This window comes from Mesorhizobium zhangyense (genome assembly GCF_011045115.1).
GTDB classification, from domain to species: Bacteria; Pseudomonadota; Alphaproteobacteria; order Rhizobiales; family Rhizobiaceae; genus Mesorhizobium_M; species Mesorhizobium_M zhangyense.
The window spans coordinates 260520-285508 of the sequence record NZ_JAAKZG010000002.1; the positions used below are offsets into that span (position 1 = coordinate 260520).

Sequence of the window (24989 nt, forward strand, 5' to 3'; positions counted from 1 at the left end):
GGACTTTCCTTTTGTGAAAATATTATTCTTCATGGTAGGAAGTTCCAGACAGCATTCCATACGAAGTCCGGCAACGGATTGCCGGCCATCCTGTCCGCCGAAGGAAGCTAAAAAATGCCTCTCGACGACACACGCTATCTGAAGGGCGCGCCGGTCGCGGCCCGCATCATCGCCGAAGTGCGCGCCGCCGCCGACAAGGCTGTCGAGGAAGGTTTTCCGCCCCGCCTCGTTTCGATCACCGTCGGCGACGTGGCGGCGGTGGACGTCTATGTGCGCAACCAGCGTGCCAAGGCCGGGCTTGCCGGCATCGATTTCGAGGAGCGGCGTTTCCCCGCCGAAACGACGGCAGCCGAACTGGAAGCCGCCATCCACGGCATGAATGCCGACCCGCGCGTCACCGGCATCATCATCCAGCGGCCGGTGCCGGCGCATATCCCGGTCAAGGCGATCCAGGCGGCGGTGCATCCGCTGAAGGATGTCGAGGGCATGCACCCGGCCTCGATCGGCAACATCGTCTACAACGAGATCGAGCTTGCGCCCTGCACGGCGGCTGCCTCGGTGGAACTGCTTAAAGCGACCGGTCTCGACCTGAAGGGCCTCGAAGTGGTCGTCGTCGGCCATTCCGAAATCGTCGGCAAGCCGATCGCCTTCCTGCTGATGAGCGAGGGCGCAACCGTGACCGTGTGCCACCACATGACGCGCTCGGTGGCGGCCCATACGCGCCGTGCCGATGCGCTGTTCGTGGCGGTCGGCAAGCCGCGCCTGATCAAGGGCGACATGGTGAAGCCGGGAGCCGCCGTCATCGATATCGGCATCAACGCTGAAACCGCGCCCGACGGCTCGACCCGCATCGTCGGCGACGTCGACACCGACAGCGTCAAGGACGTGGCCTCGTGGATCACGCCGGTGCCGGGTGGCGTCGGCCCGGTGACGGTGGCGATCCTGCTGCGCAACACCATGGTGGCGCTAAACCGCCAGCGCGCGCTGTATCAGAGCACCTATGCGACCGAGGGCAAGATGGCAGCTGAGTAGCTCGGGGTCGATAAGCCCGCTCAAATTTAGCAAGGGAATCGAGGTTTCGGCGACAGAGTGCTGCTGCTTGTCGGTCTGCGCCATGTGTGATTTCCTGATGTCGGGTTTGATTGTTTTTCAAAGGGATTAGGCGGGGATGGAAAGCTCACAGACAGATATCGTTGCGACGTTAATCGGCTGGACACCGATCCTTTTGATTATGCTCTGGCTGGTCTATTTCACCAAGCGGTCCCAGAAGCGACAGGGCTCGATGGTTGAAGTTGCTCGGGAAAATACCGAAGCCATCCGAGAAAACACTGTTGCGATGCGCGACCTAATCGCGAAACTCAATCAGGCGAAAGGCGGCTGAACTCCTGTTACATCAGTGGCAAGCGGGCATGCCATTGATTGCCGGCTTGCTTGGCTTCTTGAGCGGCACCGTTCGTGATTGGGGGACAGAGTGCGGCTCAAACAGGATCGGTAGGATCAGATGTCGCTCTACGCAAAATCGTGGCTGTTCACGGCATGGATACTTGTGGTGATGTTCACCTTTCCAGCCTGGCATAGCTTCTTGCAAAGCCACTTCGTCTCAATCGGCACCACAATCGCGATTGTATTTTGGCTTAGCCACGGCCTCGTCGCACTCTACATCTTCGTTTGCCCAAACTGCGGCTTTTCACTTTACAGAAGCGGTGGCTCATTGTTCAGAGCCCACCACCCTTGGCCAAACAGGAAATGTTCCCGCTGCGACCGGGACCATTCCCGTTGAAGAGCGTTCCCTTGATTGGCGGTTGAAACACAAGAAGGGGATTAAACCCCGTTTCGCTGTCGGTTAGCGCCAAAGGGGCAACGTTTTCAAATGGATGTATCGAAACTCGTTGCGGTCGTCGCCACCCTCTGTTCGCAGGAATGTTCTGGCTGTTGGGTACGTCAAACCAACGCAGAGCAGCAAAGATGATGGACGTTGGACGCGCCAATACCAAAGCAGTTGAAGCTAACACCGCTGCGGTGCGTGCGCTCATCGCGAAACTCGACCAGGCAAGAACTCACTGAGCGACGAAGCGCTGCTGCTTGTCGCTCAGCGCCATTTCTGGTTTCCTGATGTGGGGTTTTTGTTTTTCAGAGGGGGCGAGGCTCTTATGTCGACGCCGATATATGAGTACGTTGAGAAAAAGCTCATTGGCCACGGCGTGAACAACTTCGACGCCGGTCGCCTAACAATTACCAACAAACGCCTTTTTCTCGATTTCGTTCGTCTTGAAAGGGCTATCCGCTCTAGCGATTTCGATGCCGTCCAAAGCGCCGTGACTACAATTGAGTGCCGGGCTCGATCGATGGGAAAACGCCCCTTACTTTTGTTCGCATACATGTATGTGCGGTTCTCTTCCGGAAGCCCGCAATATACCTCGGACTCCGTTCTGGATGGAGGTGGCGTTCGCAAGACACTTGATTACAGACGCGCCGTTTCCCCATCAGAACGCCTCATCTCCGATTGGGCCACGATCTGGGACAATCGATATGGGCCTAGTTTCTTTCGTGCACTGAGCCAAACCGACGGCTCACTTCCCGCCCGTCCATGGAATTTCAATGTCGAACCGTTGGCAAACCTTAATTAGCAGCGCGACCGAACACGATCGCTTGGTTTGCGAACTCTACGTCGATGACGTGTTTGTGCTGTTGGTGTCGAATGATAGCGACCAGTTTATCGTAGAACTCTCTCCAACTGCAGAAACCAAGTTGTCGTACGGGGAGTTTATCGAGGCGCTGCAATCGGCATGTGATAGACTGACCGCCGGCGTTACCTGACCTCGTGATGCCGCGCTGATGTCGGAACGTGGCAACCGGCCTGTGTGCCTCACGCGGCGATCCTGGCCACGGCATCCAGCTCCGCCACCACATCATCACTCAGCACCAATCCGCCCGCTGCCAGATTTTCCTGCAAATGCCCGACCGATGAAGTACCGGGGATCAGCAGTATGTTGGGCGCGCGGTGCAGCAGCCAGGCTAGCGCGACCTGAAGGGGGGTCGCATCGAGGCGCTTGGCGACGTCGTTCAAGGTTGACGACTGCAACGGGTTGAACCCGCCGAGTGGAAAGAACGGCACATAGGCGATGCCGTCGCGGGCAAGATCATCGATCAGGGCGTCGTCGGCGCGATGCGCCAGATTGTACTGGTTCTGCACGCAGACGATCTCGGCGATCCGGCGGCCTTCAGCGATCTGTGTGGGCGTGACGTTGCTCAGGCCGATGTGACGAACGAGGCCCTGCCGCTGAAGCTCGGCCAACGCGGATAGAGGCGCTTCGATCGACCCTTCGGCGGGGCCGTGCGTGTCGAACATGATGCGGAGATTGACGACATCCATCACCTCGAGGCCAAGATTGCGCAGATTGTCATGCACGGCCTGGGTCAGTTCTTCCGGCGAAAACGCCGGCAGCCATGATCCGTCCGGGCCGCGCCGCGCGCCGATCTTGGTGACGATGACGAGATCGTCGGCATAGGGATGCAGCGCCTCGCGGATGATCCGGTTGGTGACATGCGGGCCGTAGAAATCACTGGTGTCGATGTGGTTCACACCGGCGGCCAAGGCCGCGCGCAGCACGGCCAGTGCAGCGTCATGATCCCTGGGCGGGCCGAACACGCCGGGTCCCGCCAGCTGCATGGCGCCGTAGCCGAGCCGTTTCACGGTGCGGTCGCCGAGGGTGAAAGTGCCGGACTGTTCGATGCTGGTCATGATCTCTTTCCTTTTGATCTGACCCTGTATTTAGGCGATGACCATTTTCATGATAATGGGCTACAATCGGCACAGGCTGTGCGGAGCTACGAACAATGAAAACCGATCTTGGTGACTTGAACGCCTTCGTGGCGGTGGCGCGCGCCAAGGGCTTTCGCGATGCTGCCCGCCTCAGCGGCGGCAGCGCATCCGGCCTGAGCGAGGCGGTCCGGCGGCTGGAGACGCAACTGGGCGTCAGGCTGCTCAACCGGACGACGCGCAGCGTCGTTCCGACCGAAGCCGGCGAAGGACTGCTCGCGCGCCTCAGCCCTGCGCTGGCCGAGATGGAGGCAGCGCTCGATGTGGTGAACAGCTTTCGCGACAACCCGGCTGGCTCGCTGCGGCTCAACGTGCCGGTCAGCGCGGCACGGCTGGTGCTGCCAGATGTCGTTCCCGCTTTTCTCGCTGCCTATCCCGACATCGTGCTGGAGGTGATCACCGAGGAAAGCTTTGTCGACGTGATCGCAGCCGGGTGCGACGCCGGCATCCGCTACGACGAGCGGCTGGAGCAGGACATGATCGCGGTGCCTATCGGGCCACGCTTCCAGCGTTTCGCCACCGCCGCTTCGCCTGCTTACCTCGATCGCCATGGTCGGCCCGAGCACCCGCGCGATCTGCTCGGCCATTCCTGCCTGCGCGGCCGCTTTTCGAGCGGCGCGATGCCACCTTGGGAGTTCGAACGTGACGGAGAAGTGGTGCGGGTCGACCCCACCGGGCCCTTGATCGTAAGGCTGGGCGGGTCGACAGACCTCGCCGTCGACGCGGCGATCGCGGGCACCGGCATCGTATCCCTCTTCGAGGACTGGCTGCGCCCGTATTTCGACAGCGGCGTGCTCGAACCGGTACTGGAACCATGGTGGCAGCGTTTTTCGGGGCCGTTTCTCTATTACCCCGGACGACGCCTCGTGCCGGCACCGCTGCGCGCATTCATCGATTTCATCAAAGCAGCGGCAAACCAACCCTGATAGGAACTGGCAGGCACCACAACAAAGCGTGATTTTGCCGGCGGCGCTGCCGCTGTTAGCCTTTCCCTGCACCAATGCAGCGAAGGAGACAGACGATGAAGACAATTCTCGTGCTTGCCGCCGCGATCGGCCTGACGGTATCGGCCGCATCAGCAGAATGCGTGGGTCATTCGAAGGTAAATGCGTCGATAGACACCGAAACCAAAGTGGCGAGTGTATCAACGGCCGACACGTCGACGGCCACGGTTCCGCAGACCGTCAAGCAGCAGGAAACCAAGGCCGAATAGGCCACCCAACCAGACATCTCGCCCTGTCGCGCTTGCTGGTGCGGCAGGTCGAATTGTCGTGAGGTGATGCCAGGTATCACCGCGTTATCCGGCCAGCGCGGCTATCTTGCTTTGAACGGGTCGATGGAGATGACGGATTTCAAAATCTGCTCCGGGCTTTTGATGCCAACCTCGAACAGCGTCAGCACCTTATAGGCCAGGTCGCTGATATCGCTCTGGTCCGTAAGCTGGAGATGCTGCTTGGCCGACTGCAGGACGGCGTCCAGCGTAGACAGATCCTGCGGCGAGTATATGCCGGTGCAACCCAAGTGTTTTACGAGATAGTTGGTCATGGCAATGCTCCACACAAGCGTTGCAACATATCTGCTGCTGGAACAGCCCTCTATTAACTTTGACGTACAAGCCAAAAAACTGCTTCGACGCGCCCGCATCCCATCCGTTGCTGTTTGAACGCCTCGCCAGATCATCCCCGATCGGCTCCTGGCCTTCCGGACAATTCGCGACCGAGGTTGACCAACCGTCGACCGATGTCCTACAAGCGGCCTTGGCGGGCCTTAACGTCGAAGGGCACTAGTGCCGTTTGACGGTTGTCGTTGGTTTGAATTGGTGACGCCGAAAGCTCTGCTCAGTCGTCAAAAATGCCGGATCTCAGATATTCTGGGTTTCTGGAAAGCAAAATTTAACCATATTTGCCCATCTTCAGTCGATCACTTGGTCTAAATGGGGACATTCTGGAAGTCACGCAACTACGGTCGCTTGCCGACCCTGAGGCCGTTTGCGGGATATGCCGGTTTGGCGCGCGTTTGTGAGTAAGGTCGTTCGTACACATTCCTGGCGCCGCTTGATGCGTCCATTGCTGGTCACCTCCGTTGGCATCGGTTTTGCCGGTGCGGCTGTGTGGTCCGTCGCTGGCATGGTCGCGATGAGCAGCTCATTCGCCTCCGGCTCAGGCAGTCTTCTTCCCAAACCGCAGTTCTACGGCGTAGAGCGTTTGCAGGCGCGGCTGCCGCAGGAGCATGGCAAGACCGGCAAGGCGCCGCGGCTGGTCATTGCGACGGCACAGCCCTTCGTGACTGCGAGCATCGCTGCCGGCCCAAAGAAATCCGCCCGCCATCCCGAGGTGGCCGCAGTCACCGGTACGAACGCCAACGCAGCGCGCTTCGACGCCATCGTGAAGAATGCCGCGCTGACATCCAAGAAACTCGCCAGCCTTTTCGACACCCCCAATTCCGGTAAGTCGGCCCGCACTGTCGCAAAGGGCACTGTCGCAAAGGCCGGTGCGCCCGCGCAGGAGCGGTTCGCAACGCTGCCCGCTGCGACCGAACAGCATCCTACCTTGCTTGCCTATGCCGATCCGTCGCCGGGCGGAGCAGCCGACGCCGCGCTGTCGGCCTTGCTGGCGCCACCGCTGGAGGATGATCTCCTGGCATCGCAAGACCCGAACCTCGACACAGGCGAAGCCTCGGCCTCCCTGCCGAACTATGAAAACACCCCGTCCGACGGTCCCCTGCCGCAGCTTCGTCCGCGCTACGAACAGGCCCGCAAGCCCGTCCCGGAAACGGAAAAGCCCGAGGTCCAGCAGGCCGAAGAGCCGGCAGCACCCAAGCCCGATCAGCCGGCGGCACCGAAAGCCGTCGAGCCAAAGAAGGTCGAGGAGCGCGAGAAGCCAAAGCCGCAGAAGCTCGCTTATGCGCGGCCGAGCGATCCGGGCGACAGGCCGACAAGCGGCGGCTTCGGCCGGGCGCTGCAGAACCTGTTCGGCGGCGGAGCCAGGGCAGGCGGCGGCGTGGCTGTCTACGACATCAGCGCCGCGAAGGTGTACATGCCCGACGGCAGCGTGCTCGAGGCCCATTCCGGCGTTGGCAAGATGGCGGACGATCCGCGCTACGTGAACGTCAAGATGAACGGCCCGACCCCGCCGCACACCTATAACCTCAAGATGCGCGAAAGCCGCTTCCACGGCGTCGAGGCGATCCGCATGCTGCCCGTCGACGGCCGGAACAAATATGGCCGCGACGGCTTCCTGACCCACAGCTACCTGCTGCGCGGCAGGCAGGCCGAATCGCATGGCTGCGTCGCCTTCAAGGACTATGAGCGCTTCCTGACCGCCTTCAAGAAGGGCAAGGTCAAGCAACTCGTCGTGGTGCCGAGCGGCGGACGCTCGACCATGGTTGCATCCAACGGCTGATCACGCCTTCATTGCTTAGAGCGGTTCAGTTTTGATGGAATCGTCGAACCGCTCTAAGTATTTGTTTTTACGCAATTCCGAACGGAAAACCGTTTCACGCTTTTCTTGGAATTACTCTAGGCGCTGTCACTTCTCAGCGGTTTCCAGACCGAAATATCGCGCGGCGCTTCCAGAAGCTCGTCGAGCGCAGCATGCCATTCCTCGCGATAGGGACGCTTGAGCTGCACGTCGAGCACGTCCTGATGGTCCGCCCACGTTTCATGCAGCAGGAAATGGCACGGGTCGTTCGGGTCCTCGTGAAAATTCACGCTGACAAACATCGCCTCATGGCGCATCGCATCGAGCACGCCGTTGAGCAGCGACAGAAAGCGCTCGCGCTGAGCGGGCCGGACGTTGAAGCCGATGATGTAGGTGATGCTCATTCACGTTTTCTCCATGCAGGATCGGAAACGCCGATCTCATGACGAGAGAAATGCCGGAACGAGGGCGGTTACAATTACGCTGGAGGTAATAGGATCGCGTTAGCCTCTCGGTCGCTGCTGCCGTTTGAGCGTTCCGGCGGATCCTCGGGGTCTGCGCATTTCGCTTCGCTCATGCCGCGTCCAAGGATGATGAAGAAGAGGTCCGCGCTTCGAAGCTCAACTTTGGCGATTAGCAGTGACAACCATGAAGTTCGTCGTCCCGGAAACCGTAGCGAAGCGCAGGTTATCCGGGACCCATTCCGAGCATCGGTAGGCACGGCCCCGTCCTGATGTTGACGCGCGTTCAGCACCGCTGAAGTTCTTCTCCATTCCGGCATGGATTCCCGACACTCTCCGCTCGTTCCTCGCTCACGAGGTCGAGAATGACGAATTGCATTTAGGCTTGCCGCCAATCTCAGGCGCTGGCAGTTTGGCGTCGACGGTTTGCGAACGCAGCAAATAACAAGCTCGTCATCCTCGGGGCTGGAGCTGAACGAAGTTCGGCGGAGGAACCCGGGGATCCATGCCGGAACATCGATGAAGGCTACAGCGGCGCAGAACTGCCGAAGCTGAAACTGTGGGAAAGATTCTCACCCAATTTCCACTCAACCCATTGTTTTCGCTCACCCACACATTTTTTCACGCCCGATTTATCCCCACCCCAAAACACCGCCGGCATAATTCCCTCATCGCTCCTGCGGGACCGGGTCTGGAACCGGGATCAAGGGGGAGTGGCGGTGACCTCCCGCCCTGGTGTGGTAGCCAGGGCTCCGAGGGCCCGACACAGGCCGGCGTGGAACGAGCACGGCGCAAATGCCACTGCCCAAAACCATGCGGAGAACCCGCGGCGTCTTGTCCATGGAATGTACATGGAGCGGGCGTTGTGACCGGCCGACTTCGGGACAAGCACCGAGCGGGGCGCGGAAGTCGCGCCACGTACTAAACACTAGGAAGGCACGGCCATGCGCCCCGCTTCCCGGCTCTTTGACAATGGCCAGATGCGAAAGCAGGCGTGGCGATGATGAAGTGCGCCTCTCCTTCTCCCCTTGTGGGAGAAGGTGGCCGACCCGAAGGGGAGGTCGGATGAGGGGTGTTGGACGGATCGCAAGCGCTGGAGTTTCTTCCAACACCCCTCATCCGTCTTGGCGCTGCGCGCCAATCCACCTTCTCCCACAAGGGGAGAAGGAAGGGCACCGCAACCCTTGCCGCTCCGGGCCGCATAAGTTAGGACACGCGCGCTGTAACTTTATACGGGTTACAACGTATTACACGAGCGACAAGAGCGAACACGACATGGCCGAGAAGACCGAAAAAATGAAAGCGCGCCAGCCGCGCGGCTTTGCCGATCGCTCTGCCGACGATATTCGCGCCGTCGAAAAGATGATGGGCAAGATCCGTGAGGTCTATGAGCTCTACGGCTTCGAGCCGGTCGACCAGCCGATGATCGAATACACCGACGCGCTCGGCAAATTCCTGCCCGACCAGGACCGACCCAACGAGGGCGTGTTCTCGTTCCAGGACGATGACGAACAGTGGCTGTCGCTGCGCTACGATCTCACCGCGCCGCTGGCCCGCTATGTCGCCGAAAATTACGAGCGCCTGCCAAAGCCTTACCGCAGCTACCGCGCCGGCTGGGTGTTCCGCAACGAGAAGCCGGGGCCGGGCCGTTTCCGCCAGTTCATGCAGTTCGATGCCGACACGGTCGGCACGCCGGGCGTGGCCGCCGACGCCGAAATGGCGATGATGATGGCCGACGTCATGGAAGCGCTCGGCATCAAGCGCGGCGATTATGTCATCCGCGTCAACAACCGCAAGGTGCTCGACGGCGTGCTTGAAGCCATCGGCCTTGGCGGCGACGACAATGCCGGCCGCCGGCTAACCGTGCTGCGCGCCATCGACAAGCTCGACAAGTTCGGCCCGGAAGGCGTGAAGCTGCTGCTGGGCAAGGGCCGCTGGGACGGTGGCAAGGAAGGCGAGGGCGATTTTACCAAGGGTGCGGGGCTGGATGATGAGCAGATCGCACGTGTAACCTCTTGGCTTTCTTATAGGCCTGACTTTAACGAGCCTGACGTGGCATTTCACACGCTAGCTATTCTCAAAAATACAGCGATGGGGAATGCAACGGCAACTGCCGGTATTGATGAACTCGAGTTGATTTCGAGTTTAATTGAGGCGGCGGGATACTCCGACCGAGTTTATATCGACCCCTCCGTCGTCCGCGGCCTCGAATACTACACCGGCCCGGTCTACGAAGCCGAACTTCTGGCCGAAATCCCCAATGACGACGGCCAGATCGTGCGCTTCGGCTCGGTTGGTGGTGGCGGGCGTTATGACGGGCTCGTCTCGCGCTTCCGCGGCGAACCGGTTCCGGCGACGGGCTTTTCCATCGGCGTCTCGCGCCTGATGACGGCGCTGAAGAACCTCGGCAAGCTGGACACCTCGGATGTCATTGCCCCGGTCGTCGTGCTCGTCATGGACCGCGACACCGAAAGCCTCGGCCGCTATCAGAAGATGGTGTCCGCGCTGCGACAGGCCGGCATCCGCGCCGAGCTTTATCTCGGCGGCGCCGGCATGAAAGCCCAGATAAAATATGCCGACCGGCGCGGCTCGCCCGTCGTCGTCATCCAGGGCGGCGACGAGCGCGCCAAGGGCGAAGTCCAGATCAAGGACCTGATCGAGGGCGCGCGGCAGGCGGCGGCGATCGCTGGCCATGCCGAATACAAGGAAGCGCGGCCGGGGCAGATAACGGTGGCGGAAGCCGATCTGGTCGCCGAGGTGCGCAAGATTCTGGATGCGCAGGCGGAAGAGCGTGGTCGTGGTCAGTAAACGTCGCGTTCCTTCGCGCCCCCCTCTGGCCTGCCGGCCATCTCCCCCACAGGTGGGGAGATCAGCCGTCATTGCGACTTTCGCCAATCTTCAGCGTTGCAGAGCAGGCGAGACGAACGACACCGCTAATCTCCCCACCTGTGGGGGAGATGTCCGGCAGGACAGAGGGGGGCAACGTAGAGCGCCTGCCTCCGCGCCTAGCCTCTTGGCGGTGTACTCATGAACTCCCGCTACCCCGCCATCGCCCCCGATCTCCTGAAACTCTTCGCAGCGCGCGAGGCCGATCCCGTCGATGTGGCGGTGATCCAGCCGGCTGATCCGTTTCTCGACATGGCCGGCGAAGACCTGCGCCGCCGCATTTTCCTGACCGAGAGCGAGACCGGCCAGACGCTGTGCCTGCGCCCGGAATTCACCATTCCGGTCTGCCTCGACCACATCGCCAGCCAGTCCGGCACGCCGCGCCGCTATTCCTATCTCGGCGAAGTGTTTCGCCAGCGCCGCGAAGGCGGCAACGAGTTTTTCCAGGCCGGCATCGAGGACCTTGGCGATACCAACATAGCCCGCGCCGACGCCCGCTCAGTGGCCGATGCCCATGCGCTGCTCCAGCTTGCGCTGCCCGGCAAGAAGCTTGGCATCACGCTCGGCGATCAGGCGGTGTTCGAGGCGGTGCTGGCAGCCCTTGGCCTGCCGCGCGGCTGGCGCATGCGCCTTGCCCGCGCTTTCGGTTCCGCCGAGATGCTGGCGGCCGCCCTTGCCGATCTCGCGACGCCGGCCCGCAACAACGCACTTGCCGAACCGGCCGCCTCGCTGGTGGCCGACGGCGATTTCGAGCGCCTCTCGGCCCATGTCGCCACACGCATGGAGGCAGCGAGCCTGTCTCCTTCGGCCGGCCGCACGCCGGGCGACATCGCCCGCCGGTTGATCGAAAAGGCCGAACTGCGAGCCGTGCGCCTGTCGAACGAGGCCTTCGACGCGCTGAAGGCGTTCCTGGCGATCAACGTGCCGGTGGACGAAGCGGCGGATGCCCTGCGCGATTTCGCTGCCGGCGCGTCGCTGTCGCTTGGGGCTGCCTTGGACAATTTCGCCGCGCGCGCGGAAGCGCTCACCGCCTATGGCCTGTCGCCGCAGGCGATCCACTACGACGCCGCCTTCGGCCGTCCGCTCGATTACTACACCGGCCTCGTCTTCGAGATCATGGCCGACGGCGACGACCGCCCGCTGGCCGGCGGTGGCCGCTACGACCGGCTGTTGACGCTGCTAGGTGCTACGCAGCCCATCCCCGGCGTTGGCTTCTCCGTCTGGCTCGACCGCATCGAACGCCTGCGGGGTGCCGCATGACCATCACGCTTGCGATCCCCTCCAAGGGCCGGCTCAAGGAACAGACGCTGGAAGTGCTGGCCAAGGCCGGGCTTGCCGTCAGCCTGCCCGGCGACGAGCGCAAATACCGCGCCCGCATCGAAGGCCGCGACGACATTGAGGTGGCGTTCCTGTCGGCCTCGGAAATCGCCGGTGAAATCGGGCAGGGCGCCGTCGATCTCGGCATTACGGGTGAAGACCTCCTGCGCGAAAATCTGGTCGACTGGGAAGCGCGCGCCGAGATATCCGCGCGGCTTGGTTTCGGCCATGCCGATGTCGTCGTCGCCGCGCCGGATGTCTGGCTCGATGTCGACACCATGGCCGATCTGGACGATGTCGCCGCCGATTTCCGCCAGCGCCATGGCCGGCGCCTGCGCATCGCAACAAAGTACTGGCGGCTGACGCAGCAGTTCTTTTCGCAGAAGCACGGCATTCAGGTCTATCGCATCGTCGAAAGCCTCGGCGCCACCGAAGGCGCGCCGGCGGCTGGCTCGGCGGATGTCATCGTCGACATCACCACGACCGGTTCGACCTTGCGCGCCAATCACCTGAAGATCCTTCAGGACGGCGTCATCCTGCGCTCGCAGGCCTGTCTCGTAGCCTCAAAGAAATCGCGCAGCGCCAATGACGAGGCATCGCTGCGCTCGATCGTCGAGGCGGTGGCTGGGATCGTGTGAATATCAAGCGGCTTGCGGCAGAACGACCTCGCGCAGGCCCCTCACGATCTTGGCCAGTTCCACACATTCCTCGTGGCGCTGGCTGTTCCTTCGCCAGGCCAAGCAGACCGTGCGCGACGGCATCGGTTCCATGAAGGGCACGATCTTCAGGTCGCGCACCGCACTCGCCGGCCCGGTCGCCATCTCGGGGATCAGCGTCACGCCGAGCCCATGCGCCACCATCTGCAGCAGCGTCGTCAGGCTGGTCGCGCCATAGCTCGCCATCGCCACGGGTTTGACATTGCCGCAGACGGCCAGCGCCTGTTCACGCAGGCAGTGGCCTTCTTCCAGCAGCATCAACCGCTCCAGCGCCGGACTGTCGGGCGCCACCGGTGGTGCGATGAAGCCGGGGTCGTTCTCGGCAACGGCCAGGAAAAACCGGTCCTGAAACAGCTCTTCTTTGACCAGCCCGGGAAAATCCAGCGGCAGCGCCGCAATAAAGCCATCGAGCCGCCCGGCTGCCGTTTCCTCGATGAGCGAAGCTGTCACCGCCTCGCGCAGTTCGAGCTGAAGCGCGGGGAAGCGGGATTTCAGCTCCGGCAGCACATGCGGCAGCAGATAGGGCGCGATGGTCGGGATGATGCCGAGCCGGAACCGGCCCTCCATGGAAAGCCGGCCGCGCCGCGCGATGGTCTCGACCTCGCGAATATCGGCCAGGATGGTCTCGATGCGCGGCAGTAGCACCTGCGCTTCTTCGGTCATACGAACGCTCTTGCCGCCGCGTTCGAATAGCCGGCAGCCGAGCCTTTCTTCCAGCTCTGCGATCTGTGCGGATAACGCCGGTTGCGTCACACCGGCAAGCTCCGCCGCGCGGCCGAAATGCAGCGTCTGGGCCAGCGCGTCGAAATACTGCATCTGCCGGACAGTCAATCTTATCATAAGCAAAAGCTATCGATAAAAATAGAAAAGGCAATTTGTTTTTATGGAAATGCCGACCTAGTCTGGAACCGTTCCAGACTGAACGAGGCGCGCCGCACGCGCCCTTAGGTCGTTGGATTCGGCAAAACCTAGGCAGGCCAAGGGAGGCGAAAGCCATGACGAAAATGTCAGCAATGACTATTTACGCGCCGATTCCAGACAACCAGAATTCGATCACAAGCCCGCTGTCGCTACACGACTGCTGATCGAAAAGATCTCCGCCGACGGCGGAACCGTTGAACTGTTTACAGAATACGTTCGGAGAGAAAAATGGACGCAAAGACAGACGACAAGAGCGCCGGCAAGTGCCCTTTCACGGGTGGCAGCAGCGGCCGCTCGAACCGCGACTGGTGGCCGGAGATGCTGGACCTCCAGATGCTCCATCGCAACTCCACACTGTCCGATCCGATGGGCCAGGATTTCGATTACGCTGAAGAGTTCAAGACCCTCGACCTGGATGCAGTGATCAAGGATCTGCATGCGTTGATGACGGATTCGCAGGATTGGTGGCCGGCTGACTTCGGTCATTATGGCGGCCTGTTTATCCGCATGGCCTGGCATAGCGCCGGCACGTATCGCATCACCGACGGCCGCGGCGGCGCCGGTGCCGGCCAGCAGCGTTTCGCGCCACTCAACTCCTGGCCGGATAACGCCAATCTCGACAAGGCCCGCCGCCTGCTGTGGCCGATCAAGCAGAAATACGGCAGCAAGATCTCCTGGGCCGACCTGATGATCCTCACCGGCAACGTTGCGCTGGAATCGATGGGCTTCAAGACGTTCGGTTTCGCTGGCGGTCGCGCCGACGTCTGGGAGCCCGAAGAGCTCTACTGGGGCCCGGAAGGCACATGGCTGGGCGACGAACGCTACAGCGGCGAGCGCGAGCTGTCCGAGCCGCTCGGCGCGGTGCAGATGGGCCTCATTTACGTCAACCCGGAAGGGCCGAACGGCAATCCGGACCCGATCGCGGCGGCCAGGGACATCCGTGAGACGTTCTTCCGCATGGCGATGAACGACGAGGAAACCGTGGCGCTCATCGCTGGGGGCCACACCTTCGGCAAGACCCACGGCGCCGGCGATCCGTCGCTTGTGGGTGCCGATCCCGAAGGCGGCGCCATCGAAGATCAGGGCCTCGGATGGAAGAGCAAGCACGGCACGGGCGTTGGCGCCGATGCCATCACCGGCGGCCCGGAAGTCACCTGGACGCAGACGCCGACGCAGTGGAGCAACCTGTTCTTCAAGAACCTGTTCGAACACGAATGGGAGCTGACGGCGAGCCCCGCCGGGGCGAAGCAGTGGAAGGCGAAGAATGCCGAAGCCTCTGTGCCTGACGCGTTCGATCCGTCGAAGAAGCATCTGCCGACCATGCTGACCACGGACCTCTCGCTGCGCTTCGACCCGGAATATGAGAAGATTTCGCGCCGCTTCTACGAGAATCCGGACCAGTTCGCGGACGCATTCGCCCGCGCCTGGTTCAAGCTGACCCATCGCGACATGGGTCCGCGTGTGCGCTACAAGGGCCCGCTCGTTCCGCAGGAGATACTGATCTGGCAGGACCCGATCCCGGCCGTGGATCACCCGCTGATCGACGATCAGGACATCGCGGCACTGAAGGCGAAGATTCTTAGCACCGGCCTTTCGGTGTCGCAGCTGGTCTCGACCGCCTGGGCGTCGGCCTCAACCTTCCGCCGCTCCGACAAACGCGGCGGCGCCAATGGTGCGCGCATCCGTCTCGCGCCGCAGAAGGACTGGGAAGTCAACCAGCCGGCTCAGCTGGCGACGGTACTCTCGAGCCTCGAAGCGATCCAGAAGGGGTTCGGCAAGAAGGTTTCGCTCGCCGACCTGATCGTTCTCGGTGGTGTCGCGGCAGTCGAGAAGGCCGCGAAGGATGCCGGTGTCGAGGTGAAGGTTCCGTTCACGCCGGGACGCATGGACGCCTCGCAGGAAGAGACCGACGTCGTCTCCTTCGCCCCGCTGGAGCCGCGTGCTGACGGTTTCCGCAACTACATCAATGGCGGCAAGCTTCAGTTCCTGAAGCCGGAGGAAGCTCTGGTCGATCGGGCGCAGTTGCTGACGCTGACTGGCCCCGAAACGACGGTTCTCGTCGGCGGGCTGCGTGTCCTCGGCGCCAATGCCGGCGATAGCAAGCATGGTGTCTTCACCAGCAAGCCGGGAACCTTGACGAACGACTTCTTCGTCAACCTGCTCGACATGAACACGCAGTGGCAGCCGCTGGCCGGCTCCGATGGGGTGTATGAGGGACGCGACCGCAACACCAACGAGCTCAAGTGGACCGGTACACGTATCGATCTGATCTTCGGTTCGCATTCGCAGCTGCGCGCCTATGCGGAAGTCTACGGCAGTGCGGACGCCAAGAAGAAGTTCGCGAATGACTTTGTGTCGGCATGGACCAAGGTGATGAACGCGGACCGCTTCGAAGCTGCGCAGCCGCTGCGGAAAGCCGTGTAGCTTTCAGTATCGCCGAAAGGCGGAACTGACCGTCCTCCCACGACGGCAATTCAGGCGCGGAGCGATCCGCGCCTGATTTCCTTTTTTCGCAGCAGAACATTTTTTGCGCTTCGCCTTGTGTCCGCCGTGCGCCAAGGCTAGTCAGGCCCTCTCTCGGGTACACCGAAATAGGGATCACCGATTATGCGACTTGGCGGAAGACTGGCTGCGGCCATTGAAGTGCTGGAAGATATCGAGCGGCGGCATCGCCCTGCCGCAGATGCGCTGAAGGATTGGGGCCTGTCCCATCGTTTTGCCGGTGCAGGCGACCGTGCCGCAATCGGCAACATTGTCTATGACGGGCTGCGCCGCAAACGCTCGGCCGGCTGGTTGGTCGGCGACGATACGCCGAGGGCGATCGGCTTTGGAGCATTGCTGCTCGAGTGGCGCGAGACCGCCCAATCCCTCAATCAGACGCTTGACGGCGACAAATTCGCCCCGCCGCCGCTGACCGCGGACGAATTGAGCGCAATCGCTGCGCGCAATCTGAATGATGCGCCCGATGCGGTGCGCGCCGATTGCTCGGAATGGTGTGCACCGTTGCTAGAACGTGCCTTCGATGGTCAATGGGTCGGGGAGGGTGCAGCGCTTGCTGCCCGCCCGCCGCTTGATTTGCGCGCCAATACGCTGAAATCCAGCCGTGCCAAGGTACTGGAAGAGCTTGCCGAAACAGGTGCCGCGCCGACAGCACTTGCCGCCAACGGCATTCGCATCGCGCCGATCGACGGCAGCGGCCGTCACCCCAATGTCCAGGCCGAACCGGCGTTTCAAAAGGGCTGGTTCGAAGTGCAGGACGAGGGCTCGCAGATTGCCGCCGAACTGGCCGGCGCGAAGCCGGGCATGCAGGTTCTGGATTATTGTGCCGGCGCCGGCGGCAAGACGCTGGCGCTGTCGGCTGCCATGGAAAATCGCGGCCAGATTTTCGCCCATGATTCCGAAAAGGGGCGTCTCGCCCCGATTTTCGATCGCATCCGCCGTTCCGAAAACCGCAACGTTCAGGTGGTGACGAAGCAGGCCGAACTTGCCGGCCTGCAGCAGCAGATGGACATAGTGCTGATCGACGCGCCTTGCACCGGCAGCGGAACCTGGCGCCGCCGCCCGGACGCGAAGTGGCGCCTGACACAGCGGCAGCTCGATGTCCGCAAGAGCGAGCAGTCGACGATCCTTGACGCGGCGAAGACTTATGTGAAGCCAGGCGGGCTCTTCGTCTACATCACCTGTTCGGTCTTCGACGAAGAGAACCGCGATCAGGTCGAGGCCTTTCTTGCGCGCGAAACAGCCTTTGCGCCGGTGGACCATGCCGAGCTTTGGCAGAGCGGTTTTCCGGGCAAGGCCGATGCCGCGCGCATCGACAAGGCGATGGGCATTTCGCTCACGCCGGCCCGCAGCGGCACCGACGGGTTCTTCTTCGCAGCGCTGCGCCGGCAGCAATAGATCGACGATTAACCGGCCAAGTCTATTGCGCCGCAACATTGCCGATTGCTTGCAGCCGGAGCGTTTGCAATAAGCCTTTGAGGCAGCGAAGGTCAGGCGTCATGGCAACGAAGATAGAATCCTCGCCGAATTATGAAGAACGGGTGAGGGCATCCTTCGCCCGCCAGCAAGTGATGACAACGGTTGGTGCGACGCTGACCCTCGTGACGCCGGGCACCGTCGAAATCGAAATGCCCTATTCCGACGCGCTGACGCAACAGCATGGCTTCCTCCACGCCGGCATCATCTCGACCGCGCTGGATTCGGCATGCGGTTATGCTGCTTATTCGCTCATGCCTGAAGACGCCGCCGTGCTGACCATCGAATTCAAGGTCAACCTGCTGGCGCCGGGCAAGGGCGAGCGCTTTCTGTTCCGCGGCTCGGTCACCAAGCCCGGCCGCACCATCATCGTAGCCGACGGACAGGCCTATGCCTTTACCGTCGACGGCGAGGCCAAGCTCGTCGCCACCATGACCGGCACGATGATGACCATAACCGGCCGTGACGGCATCGAAGGCTGATCCGATGACGTTGACGAACCTGAGCGGCAAGAAAATCCTGTTCGTCATGGCGGTGGACGCGGAATATGGGCCGCATCTTCAAAAGCTGTTCACGCCCTTCATGACGGGCGTCGGCCCCGTCGAGGCAGGCGTCATGCTCGGCGCGGAATTGGCGCGGCTGAAGGCATTGGACGCGTCGCCCGATCTGGTGGTTTCGCTCGGCTCGGCCGGCAGCCGCAACCTCGAGCAGACCGAAATCTATCAGGCCGTGTCGGTTTCCTACCGCGACATGGACGCGTCCGTGCTCGGCTTCGAAAAGGGTGCTACGCCGTTCCTCGATCTGCCGGTCACCGTGCCGTTGCCGTTGCGCGTGCCGGGTATCCGGGAAGCCAGCCTTTCGACCGGAGCGGCAATCGTTTCGGGCGCCGCCTATGATGCCATCGATGCCGAGATGGTCGACATGGAAACCTTTGCGGTGCTGCGCGCCTGCCAGTTGTTCGGCCTGCCGCTGATCGGCCTGCGCGGCATATCTGATGGTGCGGCGGAACTGAAGCATGTCAACGACTGGACGGAATATCTTCACGTCATCGACGAAAAGCTGGCCGACGCTGTCGGCAAGCTGGGCGATGCCTTGTCGAACGGCACGCTGCGCCTTTGATCTCATCATTTGCGTGAACGCGATGAATCAATTCGCGAGGTCGATGAATCGGATCGTTCATACGTTGTCGCAACCCATTGCGCCGACTCACTCTTTTCTCTAAATGCTCGCCATGAAAACCAACAATCATCCCGACACCGTCCTTATCATCGACTTCGGCAGCCAGGTGACGCAGCTGATAGCGCGTCGTATCCGCGAGGCTGGCGTCTATTCCGAGATCGTGCCGTTCCAATCCGCCGCCGAGGCTTTCGAGCGCGTTCAGCCCAAGGCGGTCGTCCTCTCCGGAAGCCCACACTCCACCATCGACATAGGTAGCCCGCGCGCGCCGGATGCGATATTCCAGGCCGGCATACCGGTTCTCGGCATCTGCTATGGCGAGCAGACGATGTGCGCCCAGCTTGGCGGCAAGGTTGAGGGCGGTCACCATCGCGAATTCGGCCGGGCATTCCTGGAGATCGAGGACGAAAGCGCGCTGTTCGAAGGCGTCTGGGCCAAGGGCACGCGCCATCAAGTCTGGATGAGCCATGGCGACCGCGTCACCGAAATCCCCAAGGGCTTTCGCGTCATCGGCACTTCGTCCGGCGCGCCCTTCGCGGCGATTGCCGACGAGAAGCGCAAATTCTACGCCGTGCAGTTCCATCCCGAAGTGGTGCACACGCCCGACGGCGCCAAGCTGCTGCGCAATTTCGTGCACAAGATCGCCGGCATCGAGAGCGACTGGAGCATGTCCGCCTACCGCGAAAAGGCGGTCGCGTCGATCCGCGAGCAGGTCGGTGACAAGAAGGTCATCTGCGCGCTCTCCGGTGGCGTCGACTCTTCCGTTGCGGCGCTGCTTATCCATGAAGCGGTCGGCGACCAGCTCACCTGCATCCTCGTCGACCACGGCCTGATGCGGAAGAACGAGGCAGCCGACGTGGTTGCCATGTTCCGCGAGCACTACAATCTGCCGCTCATCCTGGTTGATGCCGCGGACCGCTTCATCGGCGCGCTCGAAGGCGAGGCCGATCCGGAAACCAAGCGCAAGACCATCGGCCGCCTCTTCATCGAAGTGTTCGAGGAAGAAGCCAAGAAACTCGGCGGCGCCGAGTTTCTGGCCCAGGGCACGCTCTATCCCGACGTCATCGAAAGCGTTTCCTTCACCGGCGGCCCATCGGTCACCATCAAGTCGCATCACAATGTCGGCGGCCTGCCCGACCGCATGAACATGAAGCTGGTCGAGCCGCTGCGCGAATTGTTCAAGGACGAGGTGAGGGTGCTCGGCAAGGAGCTCGGCCTGCCAGATCATTTCATCGGCCGCCATCCTTTCCCCGGCCCGGGCCTAGCCATCCGCTGCCCCGGCGGCGTCACCCGCGAGAAGCTCGAAATCCTGCGCGAGGCAGATGCCGTCTATCTCGACGAAATACGCAAGGCCGGCCTCTACGATGCGATCTGGCAGGCCTTCGCCGTGCTTCTGCCGGTGCAGACCGTCGGCGTGATGGGCGACGGCCGCACCTACGAATTCGTCTGCGCTTTGCGCGCGGTGACGTCCGTCGATGGCATGACCGCCGACTTCTACCACTACGACATGAGCTTCCTCGGCCGCGCCGCCACCCGCATCATCAACGAAGTACGCGGCATCAACCGCGTCGTCTACGACGTGACAAGCAAACCACCCGGTACGATCGAGTGGGAATGATTCAGGCCCATCCGAACGTATCCAAGAAACCGCTAGGATACGACGCAAGGCATTGAAGACAAATAGAAATTCTGGCGAAGTCAATCGGTGGCTTTTGGCAGGCAGTGTTTGTCTTTGATAGCCTGTCTGACGGACCTTCGTATGTTGCTCGAGTGAAATTTTCAAAGCACCGTCACGACAAATAAGGTTCGTGACGGTACTTTTTTTGCTTTAAGTCTTTGAAGGTAAAAGAGTTTTTCGTCCACGAACCCTCGAAATTGTGCTGACGGTACTTTTCAGGAGGCAGTAGGAATCCTGCAAAGTTCTGGAGCGAAAATGACACCCGACGATTACGCCGATATCATCGCTTTTGCTTCCGATTTTTCGGGCGGTGACACTGCCATTGTTGAGCGTTCCGAGAGATGGCAGCCAACCCGCCGACCGATAATGAGACAATCGGATTTTATGGAGCTGAGGATTATCCGCCGCGCCCCCGGCCACGCTCAACGTGCTCGACAATGCAGAAAAGCTCTACTCGATCGAAGACAAATATACCGCCGAGCTTTTCTCGATCTGGCAGGAGGATGGGGTCATCAGCGAGGAGACGCTGCCCCGGTCGCGAAGGCCGTCTTTGGTCCTCTGATCATTGGAGAACGACCGTCGGGAGAGATAGGGCGCTATCATGACCTGGTCTGGGAGCAGTACGCCAGCGCGACGAAGGAACTGGAACGGTACATGGCCGATCGCGGCCGGGTTCTCCTGTCCATCGATGCGACCAACGGCGACAAGATGCTGTTCGCGCTTGTGCCTCCCGATGTTACCACGCGTTGGCGGGATAAGAGCCGTTGGGTTCTTACTGAGCAACCCGAAAGATGTGTCTATCCTGTAAACAGTGAATGGCCGCTTCGCGCCCTCTTCTCGGCCGTTCGATGACGCTAGCGGTTTCCCGAGAGCGGACGTTCGATTATGCTTATGACAGCCGTGGTCAAGTCTGCGACCGCAATCGAAATTCCTCATCCGATTCATTGCCTCCGTCATATCGATCGGCCATCGGGTAGCGAAATGGAGACTCGCCGTCCTTAGACTAAATCCTCGCCAACGAAGCGCGTACAGAACCAGTCGACAGGCTGGAGCGCTCGGACGACCCAGTCAACGCGTCATTAGAGCTTTCAGCGCGGCCACGTCCTCAGGCTGCGGCTCGACCCCAGTGAACGTGACGAGATAAGACGGGACGTGGGAAAAGCGTTCCACCAGGCTCTCCCTCACCTGCAGGGTGAAGTGGCCAATCTGCGTATAGTAAAGCACACGGGCCCTGGTTTCGGATACTTCGTCATCGTAGCCATAACGCCTGAACATCCTGGTCAACGCATCGACTCTTTGCCGGTCCGCTTCGTCCAGCACCGAGCGTATCCTGTCTTCGTGCCGGCCCCAATAACGGATGGCGATATCAAGATCCGGGTCGAACTGGTTGCTGTCGATCCAACACTCGAAGACGTTGCAGACAGCCTTGTTGATGTTGGCGGCCGGTCTCATCGCGCACTCGATGATAGGTCCCGTGTTCTTTTTGAGCCAATAGTCCAGAAGCTGGTCCTGCAGGTCCTGGATGTCCTGGAAAAACCAGTAGAAGCTCGATCGGGACACACCAAGCTGCTTGGCCAAGAGCTGAACCTTTACGCCAGCGATTCCCTCGGCGATCAGCTTGTCGATTGCAAGCTTCAACCAGTCCTCCTTAGAAGACTTGGCTGCTACCTCGAGCGCGGGATCCGCGACAGCCCGCTGCACAGTCATGCCAATAGCCCCTCTCCAATGGAGAAAATTATACCGTACTACATTGTGGACACAGTGGTACAGCTAAAAGCAGTCTAATACGATTTCCAGGTCAAGCCGAACCATTTTTTTACGGGCCGCCCATGAACCTGGAATGCGCTTCTCTGCCTCCTTAGACTAGCCAAGCCCGACGCATTTTGCCAGCTGTAACACAGCCGTGGCCCGTGTCCAAACCCTTCCAAATTTTCGCGAGTTAAATCCATGCGGCTGCAACCCATTCGCCTAGCAAGCTTCTTCCGGTTTTAACCTTATCATTGGTGGTTGAATCACGCTCTGGCTGCGCCGGGCGCACGCCTCGTCATTCCTCGTCAGATAACAAATAAAGGGCCTGACGACACGCTTCAGTGAAGAGTCAAAAGGGTCGGAAAAATCTCTAGACATTAGTGTACAATACGGCTAGCGTTCCGGGAAATCTGCAATGGGAGCAGCCATATGAAAACTCATTATCGCGCCGTGATCATTGGCGGCGGTGTCGTCGGCGCGTCTGTCGCGTACCATCTTGCCAAGTTGGGATGGACCGACATTGCCCTTCTGGAGCGGGACGTGTTGACTGCAGGATCCAGCTGGCATGCCGCAGGCGGATTCCATGCGCTGAACGCTGACCCCAACATCGCAGCGCTACAGGCCTATACGATCGATCTCCTGTCCGACATCGAGCTTGAATCCGGTCAGAACATCGGGCTCCACATGACAGGCGGCATATCCGTCGCTTCCGCTCCGGAGCGCTGGGAATGGCTCCAGGCTTCGTACCGCGTTTTTCAGACGATGGGCATCGATGACGTCCACCTCATTGGCGTCGATGAGATCAAGAAGCGCTGCCCCATCATCAATACCGATGGCATTATCGGCGGCATGTTCGCCGAGCGCGAAGGCCATATCGATCCCTCGGCCGTGGTGCACGCATATGCTCGCTGCGCCAAAAAGCGCGGTGCCGACATCATCGAGCACAACCGCGTGCTGGAGTTGCGGCAGCGGCCGGACCTCAGCTGGGACGTCGTGACAGAGAAAGGCACAATAGTCGCGGAGCACGTGGTCAACGCGGGCGGTCTTTGGGCCAAGCAGGTTGGACGCATGGCTGGCATTGACCTGCCTGTCACGCCGATGGAGCACCACTATCTCGTCACCGAAGCGATCCCTGAAGTGGCAGCTCTGGACAAGGAGCTTCCGCTGACCGTGGATCTCGAAGGCTTCACCTACCTTCGACAGGAACAGAAGGGCATTCTGCTCGGCATCTATGAACTCGACTACAAGCACTGGAACATGGAAGGTGCTCCCTGGGAGTATGGCATTGAACTGATCCAGGAGGATGTTGGAAGGATTTCGAACGAACTCACCATGGGGTTCAATCGGTTCCCGTGCCTTCAGGAAGCCGGTGTCAAACGTTGGGTGAACGGCGCTTTCACCTTCTCGCCCGATGGCAACCCACTCGTTGGTCCCGTCCGTGGCGTGCCAAACTATTGGGTCGCGTGCGGCGTGATGGCAGGCTTCCTGCAAGGCGGCGGCGTGGGCAAGTCACTTTCCGAATGGATGGTCCATGGCGAGCCGGAATCGGACATCTTCGGCATGGATATCGCGCGTTATGGCGAGTTCGCTTCGAACCGCGAATACATCCGGCAAACGACTGGTCAGTTCTACTCGCGTCGTTTCGTAATGAGCTATCCGAACGAGCAGCTGCCGGCCGGACGCCTCCTCAAGATTCCTCCGGCTTACGACGCAATGACCGCCGTCGGCGCCCGCTGGGGCAACAGCTGGGGACTCGAAACGCCCCTCTATTTTGCCCCCGAAGACTTCGAGGAAAAGCCGACACTGAAGCGCTCCAACGCACATGACTTCGTAGCCAAGGAAGCGCGGGCCGTGCGTGAGGCAGCTGGCCTCATCGATACGTCGGCATTCTCCCGGTACGAGGTCGCCGGACCGAATGCGGAGAAGTGGCTGGACTGGCTCCTTGCCTGCAAGTTGCCAAAGCCGGGGCGAGCCAAGCTTGCGCCGATGCTGGGCGAGAACGGCAAGCTCAAGGGCGATCTCACCGTGCTCAACTGGGGCGACGGCACATGGTGGATCATGGGATCGTACTACCTGCGTCAGTGGCACATGCGGTGGTTCGAAAGTCACCTCCAGGACGGCGTCGCCATCCGGGACCTATCCGACAGCATCACGGGCTTCGGCCTGGCAGGGCCGAACTCGCGGAATATCCTTGAGAAGCTGACCCATCAGGACATCTCGAACTCAGCGATGCCTTTCATGGCGTGCAAATCCCTGGATATCGGCCTTATCCGCGCAAAAGTCGCGCGCCTCACCGTCACGGGCGAGCTCGGCTACGAGATCAATTGCTCGGGGGCCGAAGCTCAGACCCTTCGTCGGCTCCTCCTTGAGGCGGGGAAAGATCTCGGACTTGCCGAGATCGGCTTCAACGCAGTCCTTTCGCTGCGGCTCGAAAAAAGCTTCGGGATCTGGTCGCGCGAATTCACTCAAGGTTACACACCCGGCATGACGGGAATGGATCGCTTCATCGACTTCGGCAAGGCCGATTTCGTCGGAAAGGCAGCGGCGATCAAAGAGCGCGACGGCGACGAAAAGGGTCGTGTCGTGACAACGCTCGAGGTCGAGAATGGCGATTCCGACGCGACGGGCTTCGAGCCTGTGTGGAAGGACGACAGGCTGGTCGGATACGTTACTTCCGGCGGCTACGGCCACACGCTCGATAAGAGCCTGGCGCTGGCTCTCCTCGACAGGGATGTCATCGCCGAAGGCACGGACCTTCGAGTCCATATCGTAGGCAACGAACGAAGGGCAAAGGTTCTCCCTGCCTCTCCTTACGACACAAAGGGCGCCAGGATGCGCTCATAGCGCATCCTTTTCCTGACCAGCTCTGCA

Annotated in this window: 21 protein-coding genes; 16 read left to right on the forward strand and 5 right to left on the reverse strand. The window is 61.0% G+C overall.

The features are described 5' to 3' along the window. Window positions 1–114 precede the first annotated feature (114 nt). The 3 genes from G6N74_RS04835 to G6N74_RS04845 all read left to right on the forward strand — a co-directional run bounded on the left by G6N74_RS04835 (window position 115) and on the right by G6N74_RS04845 (window position 2817). Entirely contained in the window at window positions 115–1032 is a 918-nt protein-coding gene (locus tag G6N74_RS04835; protein WP_165114955.1) for a bifunctional 5,10-methylenetetrahydrofolate dehydrogenase/5,10-methenyltetrahydrofolate cyclohydrolase, read from the forward strand. 136 nt (window positions 1033–1168) lie between these two features. Beyond that, a complete protein-coding gene (locus tag G6N74_RS04840) occupies window positions 1169–1381 on the forward strand; it encodes a hypothetical protein (protein ID WP_165114957.1) in 213 nt (70 codons plus the stop codon). Window positions 1382–2598: 1217 nt separating this feature from the next. Continuing rightward, on the forward strand, window positions 2599–2817 hold the full coding sequence (locus tag G6N74_RS04845) for a hypothetical protein (RefSeq protein WP_165114959.1): 219 nt from the start codon (window positions 2599–2601) through the stop codon (window positions 2815–2817). 49 nt (window positions 2818–2866) lie between these two features. On the opposite strand, the gene G6N74_RS04850 is transcribed toward G6N74_RS04845, so the two are convergent. Further along, entirely contained in the window at window positions 2867–3742 is an 876-nt protein-coding gene (locus tag G6N74_RS04850; protein ID WP_165114961.1) for an aldo/keto reductase family oxidoreductase, read from the reverse strand. A gap of 95 nt (window positions 3743–3837) precedes the next feature. On the opposite strand from G6N74_RS04850, the gene G6N74_RS04855 reads away from it, so the two are divergent. Both G6N74_RS04855 and G6N74_RS04860 read left to right on the forward strand, forming a co-directional pair. After that, window positions 3838–4746 (forward strand): LysR family transcriptional regulator, encoded by a 909-nt coding sequence (locus tag G6N74_RS04855; RefSeq protein WP_165114963.1) that lies wholly within the window; start codon window positions 3838–3840, stop codon window positions 4744–4746. Window positions 4747–4841: 95 nt separating this feature from the next. Further along, the gene (locus G6N74_RS04860; protein WP_165114965.1) at window positions 4842–5033 is read left to right on the forward strand and encodes a hypothetical protein; all 192 of its coding nucleotides are present in this window, start codon (window positions 4842–4844) and stop codon (window positions 5031–5033) included. 101 nt (window positions 5034–5134) lie between these two features. On the opposite strand, the gene G6N74_RS04865 is transcribed toward G6N74_RS04860, so the two are convergent. Then, the gene (locus tag G6N74_RS04865; RefSeq protein WP_165114967.1) at window positions 5135–5365 is read right to left on the reverse strand and encodes a hypothetical protein; all 231 of its coding nucleotides are present in this window, start codon (window positions 5363–5365) and stop codon (window positions 5135–5137) included. Window positions 5366–5877: 512 nt separating this feature from the next. Here G6N74_RS04865 and G6N74_RS04870 point away from each other — a divergent pair. Further along, window positions 5878–7221: a DUF2778 domain-containing protein gene (locus tag G6N74_RS04870; protein WP_165114969.1), complete on the forward strand. Its 1344-nt coding sequence runs from the start codon at window positions 5878–5880 to the stop codon at window positions 7219–7221. A 116-nt stretch (window positions 7222–7337) separates the two neighbouring features. On the opposite strand, the gene G6N74_RS04875 is transcribed toward G6N74_RS04870, so the two are convergent. Continuing rightward, window positions 7338–7643, reverse strand: coding sequence for a putative quinol monooxygenase (locus G6N74_RS04875; RefSeq protein WP_165114971.1), 306 nt, complete (start codon window positions 7641–7643; stop codon window positions 7338–7340). 1332 nt (window positions 7644–8975) lie between these two features. Between G6N74_RS04875 and hisS the strand changes: the two genes are divergently transcribed. The 3 genes from hisS to hisG all read left to right on the forward strand — a co-directional run bounded on the left by hisS (window position 8976) and on the right by hisG (window position 12541). Then, window positions 8976–10508 (forward strand): histidine--tRNA ligase, encoded by a 1533-nt coding sequence (gene hisS, locus G6N74_RS04880; protein ID WP_165114973.1) that lies wholly within the window; start codon window positions 8976–8978, stop codon window positions 10506–10508. A gap of 219 nt (window positions 10509–10727) precedes the next feature. Then, complete coding sequence (locus G6N74_RS04885; RefSeq protein WP_165114975.1) at window positions 10728–11846, forward strand: ATP phosphoribosyltransferase regulatory subunit; 1119 nt, start codon at window positions 10728–10730, stop codon at window positions 11844–11846. Continuing rightward, the gene (gene hisG / locus G6N74_RS04890) at window positions 11843–12541 is read left to right on the forward strand and encodes an ATP phosphoribosyltransferase (RefSeq protein ID WP_165114977.1); all 699 of its coding nucleotides are present in this window, start codon (window positions 11843–11845) and stop codon (window positions 12539–12541) included. Before G6N74_RS04885 ends, hisG begins: the two co-directional genes overlap by 4 nt. Window positions 12542–12544: 3 nt before the next feature. Here hisG and G6N74_RS04895 read toward each other — a convergent pair whose 3' ends face one another. Then, window positions 12545–13459 carry a hydrogen peroxide-inducible genes activator gene (locus G6N74_RS04895; RefSeq protein WP_165114979.1) on the reverse strand — a complete coding sequence of 305 codons (915 nt, stop codon included), beginning with the start codon at window positions 13457–13459 and terminating at the stop codon, window positions 12545–12547. Window positions 13460–13768: 309 nt separating this feature from the next. Between G6N74_RS04895 and katG the strand changes: the two genes are divergently transcribed. From katG to G6N74_RS04925, 6 genes are all read left to right on the forward strand, one after another. Next, entirely contained in the window at window positions 13769–15964 is a 2196-nt protein-coding gene (katG, locus tag G6N74_RS04900) for a catalase/peroxidase HPI (RefSeq protein WP_165114981.1), read from the forward strand. A 183-nt stretch (window positions 15965–16147) separates the two neighbouring features. Further along, complete coding sequence (locus G6N74_RS04905) at window positions 16148–17437, forward strand: RsmB/NOP family class I SAM-dependent RNA methyltransferase (RefSeq protein WP_165114983.1); 1290 nt, start codon at window positions 16148–16150, stop codon at window positions 17435–17437. Window positions 17438–17538: 101 nt separating this feature from the next. Beyond that, window positions 17539–17997 (forward strand): PaaI family thioesterase, encoded by a 459-nt coding sequence (locus tag G6N74_RS04910; RefSeq protein ID WP_165114985.1) that lies wholly within the window; start codon window positions 17539–17541, stop codon window positions 17995–17997. Between the two features lie 4 nt (window positions 17998–18001). After that, window positions 18002–18634 carry a 5'-methylthioadenosine/S-adenosylhomocysteine nucleosidase gene (locus G6N74_RS04915; RefSeq protein WP_165114987.1) on the forward strand — a complete coding sequence of 211 codons (633 nt, stop codon included), beginning with the start codon at window positions 18002–18004 and terminating at the stop codon, window positions 18632–18634. Window positions 18635–18746: 112 nt separating this feature from the next. Continuing rightward, a complete protein-coding gene (guaA, locus tag G6N74_RS04920; RefSeq protein WP_165114989.1) occupies window positions 18747–20309 on the forward strand; it encodes a glutamine-hydrolyzing GMP synthase in 1563 nt (520 codons plus the stop codon). A gap of 315 nt (window positions 20310–20624) precedes the next feature. After that, complete coding sequence (locus tag G6N74_RS04925; protein WP_165114991.1) at window positions 20625–21221, forward strand: hypothetical protein; 597 nt, start codon at window positions 20625–20627, stop codon at window positions 21219–21221. 216 nt (window positions 21222–21437) lie between these two features. On the opposite strand, the gene G6N74_RS04930 is transcribed toward G6N74_RS04925, so the two are convergent. Continuing rightward, a complete protein-coding gene (locus G6N74_RS04930) occupies window positions 21438–22076 on the reverse strand; it encodes a TetR/AcrR family transcriptional regulator (RefSeq protein ID WP_165114993.1) in 639 nt (212 codons plus the stop codon). A 471-nt stretch (window positions 22077–22547) separates the two neighbouring features. Between G6N74_RS04930 and G6N74_RS04935 the strand changes: the two genes are divergently transcribed. Then, window positions 22548–24962, forward strand: a complete 2415-nt coding sequence (locus G6N74_RS04935) for a GcvT family protein (protein ID WP_165114995.1) — start codon at window positions 22548–22550, stop codon at window positions 24960–24962. Window positions 24963–24989 lie beyond the last annotated feature (27 nt).

What these genes read in the sequence shown, in the direction of transcription:
- G6N74_RS04840 (WP_165114957.1), top strand. Translation starts at nt 1,169, where the DNA reads ATGGAAAGCTCACAGACAGATATCGTTGCGACGTTAATCGGCTGGACA.
- hisS (WP_165114973.1), top strand. Translation starts at nt 8,976, where the DNA reads ATGGCCGAGAAGACCGAAAAAATGAAAGCGCGCCAGCCGCGCGGCTTT.
- G6N74_RS04845 (WP_165114959.1), top strand. Translation starts at nt 2,599, where the DNA reads ATGTCGAACCGTTGGCAAACCTTAATTAGCAGCGCGACCGAACACGAT.
- G6N74_RS04905 (WP_165114983.1), top strand. Translation starts at nt 16,148, where the DNA reads ATGCGACTTGGCGGAAGACTGGCTGCGGCCATTGAAGTGCTGGAAGAT.
- G6N74_RS04835 (WP_165114955.1), top strand. Translation starts at nt 115, where the DNA reads ATGCCTCTCGACGACACACGCTATCTGAAGGGCGCGCCGGTCGCGGCC.
- G6N74_RS04870 (WP_165114969.1), top strand. Translation starts at nt 5,878, where the DNA reads ATGCGTCCATTGCTGGTCACCTCCGTTGGCATCGGTTTTGCCGGTGCG.
- G6N74_RS04855 (WP_165114963.1), top strand. Translation starts at nt 3,838, where the DNA reads ATGAAAACCGATCTTGGTGACTTGAACGCCTTCGTGGCGGTGGCGCGC.
- G6N74_RS04850 (WP_165114961.1), bottom strand. Translation starts at nt 3,742, where the DNA reads ATGACCAGCATCGAACAGTCCGGCACTTTCACCCTCGGCGACCGCACC.
- G6N74_RS04910 (WP_165114985.1), top strand. Translation starts at nt 17,539, where the DNA reads ATGGCAACGAAGATAGAATCCTCGCCGAATTATGAAGAACGGGTGAGG.
- G6N74_RS04895 (WP_165114979.1), bottom strand. Translation starts at nt 13,459, where the DNA reads ATGATAAGATTGACTGTCCGGCAGATGCAGTATTTCGACGCGCTGGCC.
- G6N74_RS04935 (WP_165114995.1), top strand. Translation starts at nt 22,548, where the DNA reads ATGAAAACTCATTATCGCGCCGTGATCATTGGCGGCGGTGTCGTCGGC.
- G6N74_RS04930 (WP_165114993.1), bottom strand. Translation starts at nt 22,076, where the DNA reads ATGACTGTGCAGCGGGCTGTCGCGGATCCCGCGCTCGAGGTAGCAGCC.
- hisG (WP_165114977.1), top strand. Translation starts at nt 11,843, where the DNA reads ATGACCATCACGCTTGCGATCCCCTCCAAGGGCCGGCTCAAGGAACAG.
- G6N74_RS04925 (WP_165114991.1), top strand. Translation starts at nt 20,625, where the DNA reads ATGACACCCGACGATTACGCCGATATCATCGCTTTTGCTTCCGATTTT.
- G6N74_RS04875 (WP_165114971.1), bottom strand. Translation starts at nt 7,643, where the DNA reads ATGAGCATCACCTACATCATCGGCTTCAACGTCCGGCCCGCTCAGCGC.
- G6N74_RS04915 (WP_165114987.1), top strand. Translation starts at nt 18,002, where the DNA reads ATGACGTTGACGAACCTGAGCGGCAAGAAAATCCTGTTCGTCATGGCG.
- G6N74_RS04885 (WP_165114975.1), top strand. Translation starts at nt 10,728, where the DNA reads ATGAACTCCCGCTACCCCGCCATCGCCCCCGATCTCCTGAAACTCTTC.
- guaA (WP_165114989.1), top strand. Translation starts at nt 18,747, where the DNA reads ATGAAAACCAACAATCATCCCGACACCGTCCTTATCATCGACTTCGGC.
- G6N74_RS04860 (WP_165114965.1), top strand. Translation starts at nt 4,842, where the DNA reads ATGAAGACAATTCTCGTGCTTGCCGCCGCGATCGGCCTGACGGTATCG.
- katG (WP_165114981.1), top strand. Translation starts at nt 13,769, where the DNA reads ATGGACGCAAAGACAGACGACAAGAGCGCCGGCAAGTGCCCTTTCACG.
- G6N74_RS04865 (WP_165114967.1), bottom strand. Translation starts at nt 5,365, where the DNA reads ATGACCAACTATCTCGTAAAACACTTGGGTTGCACCGGCATATACTCG.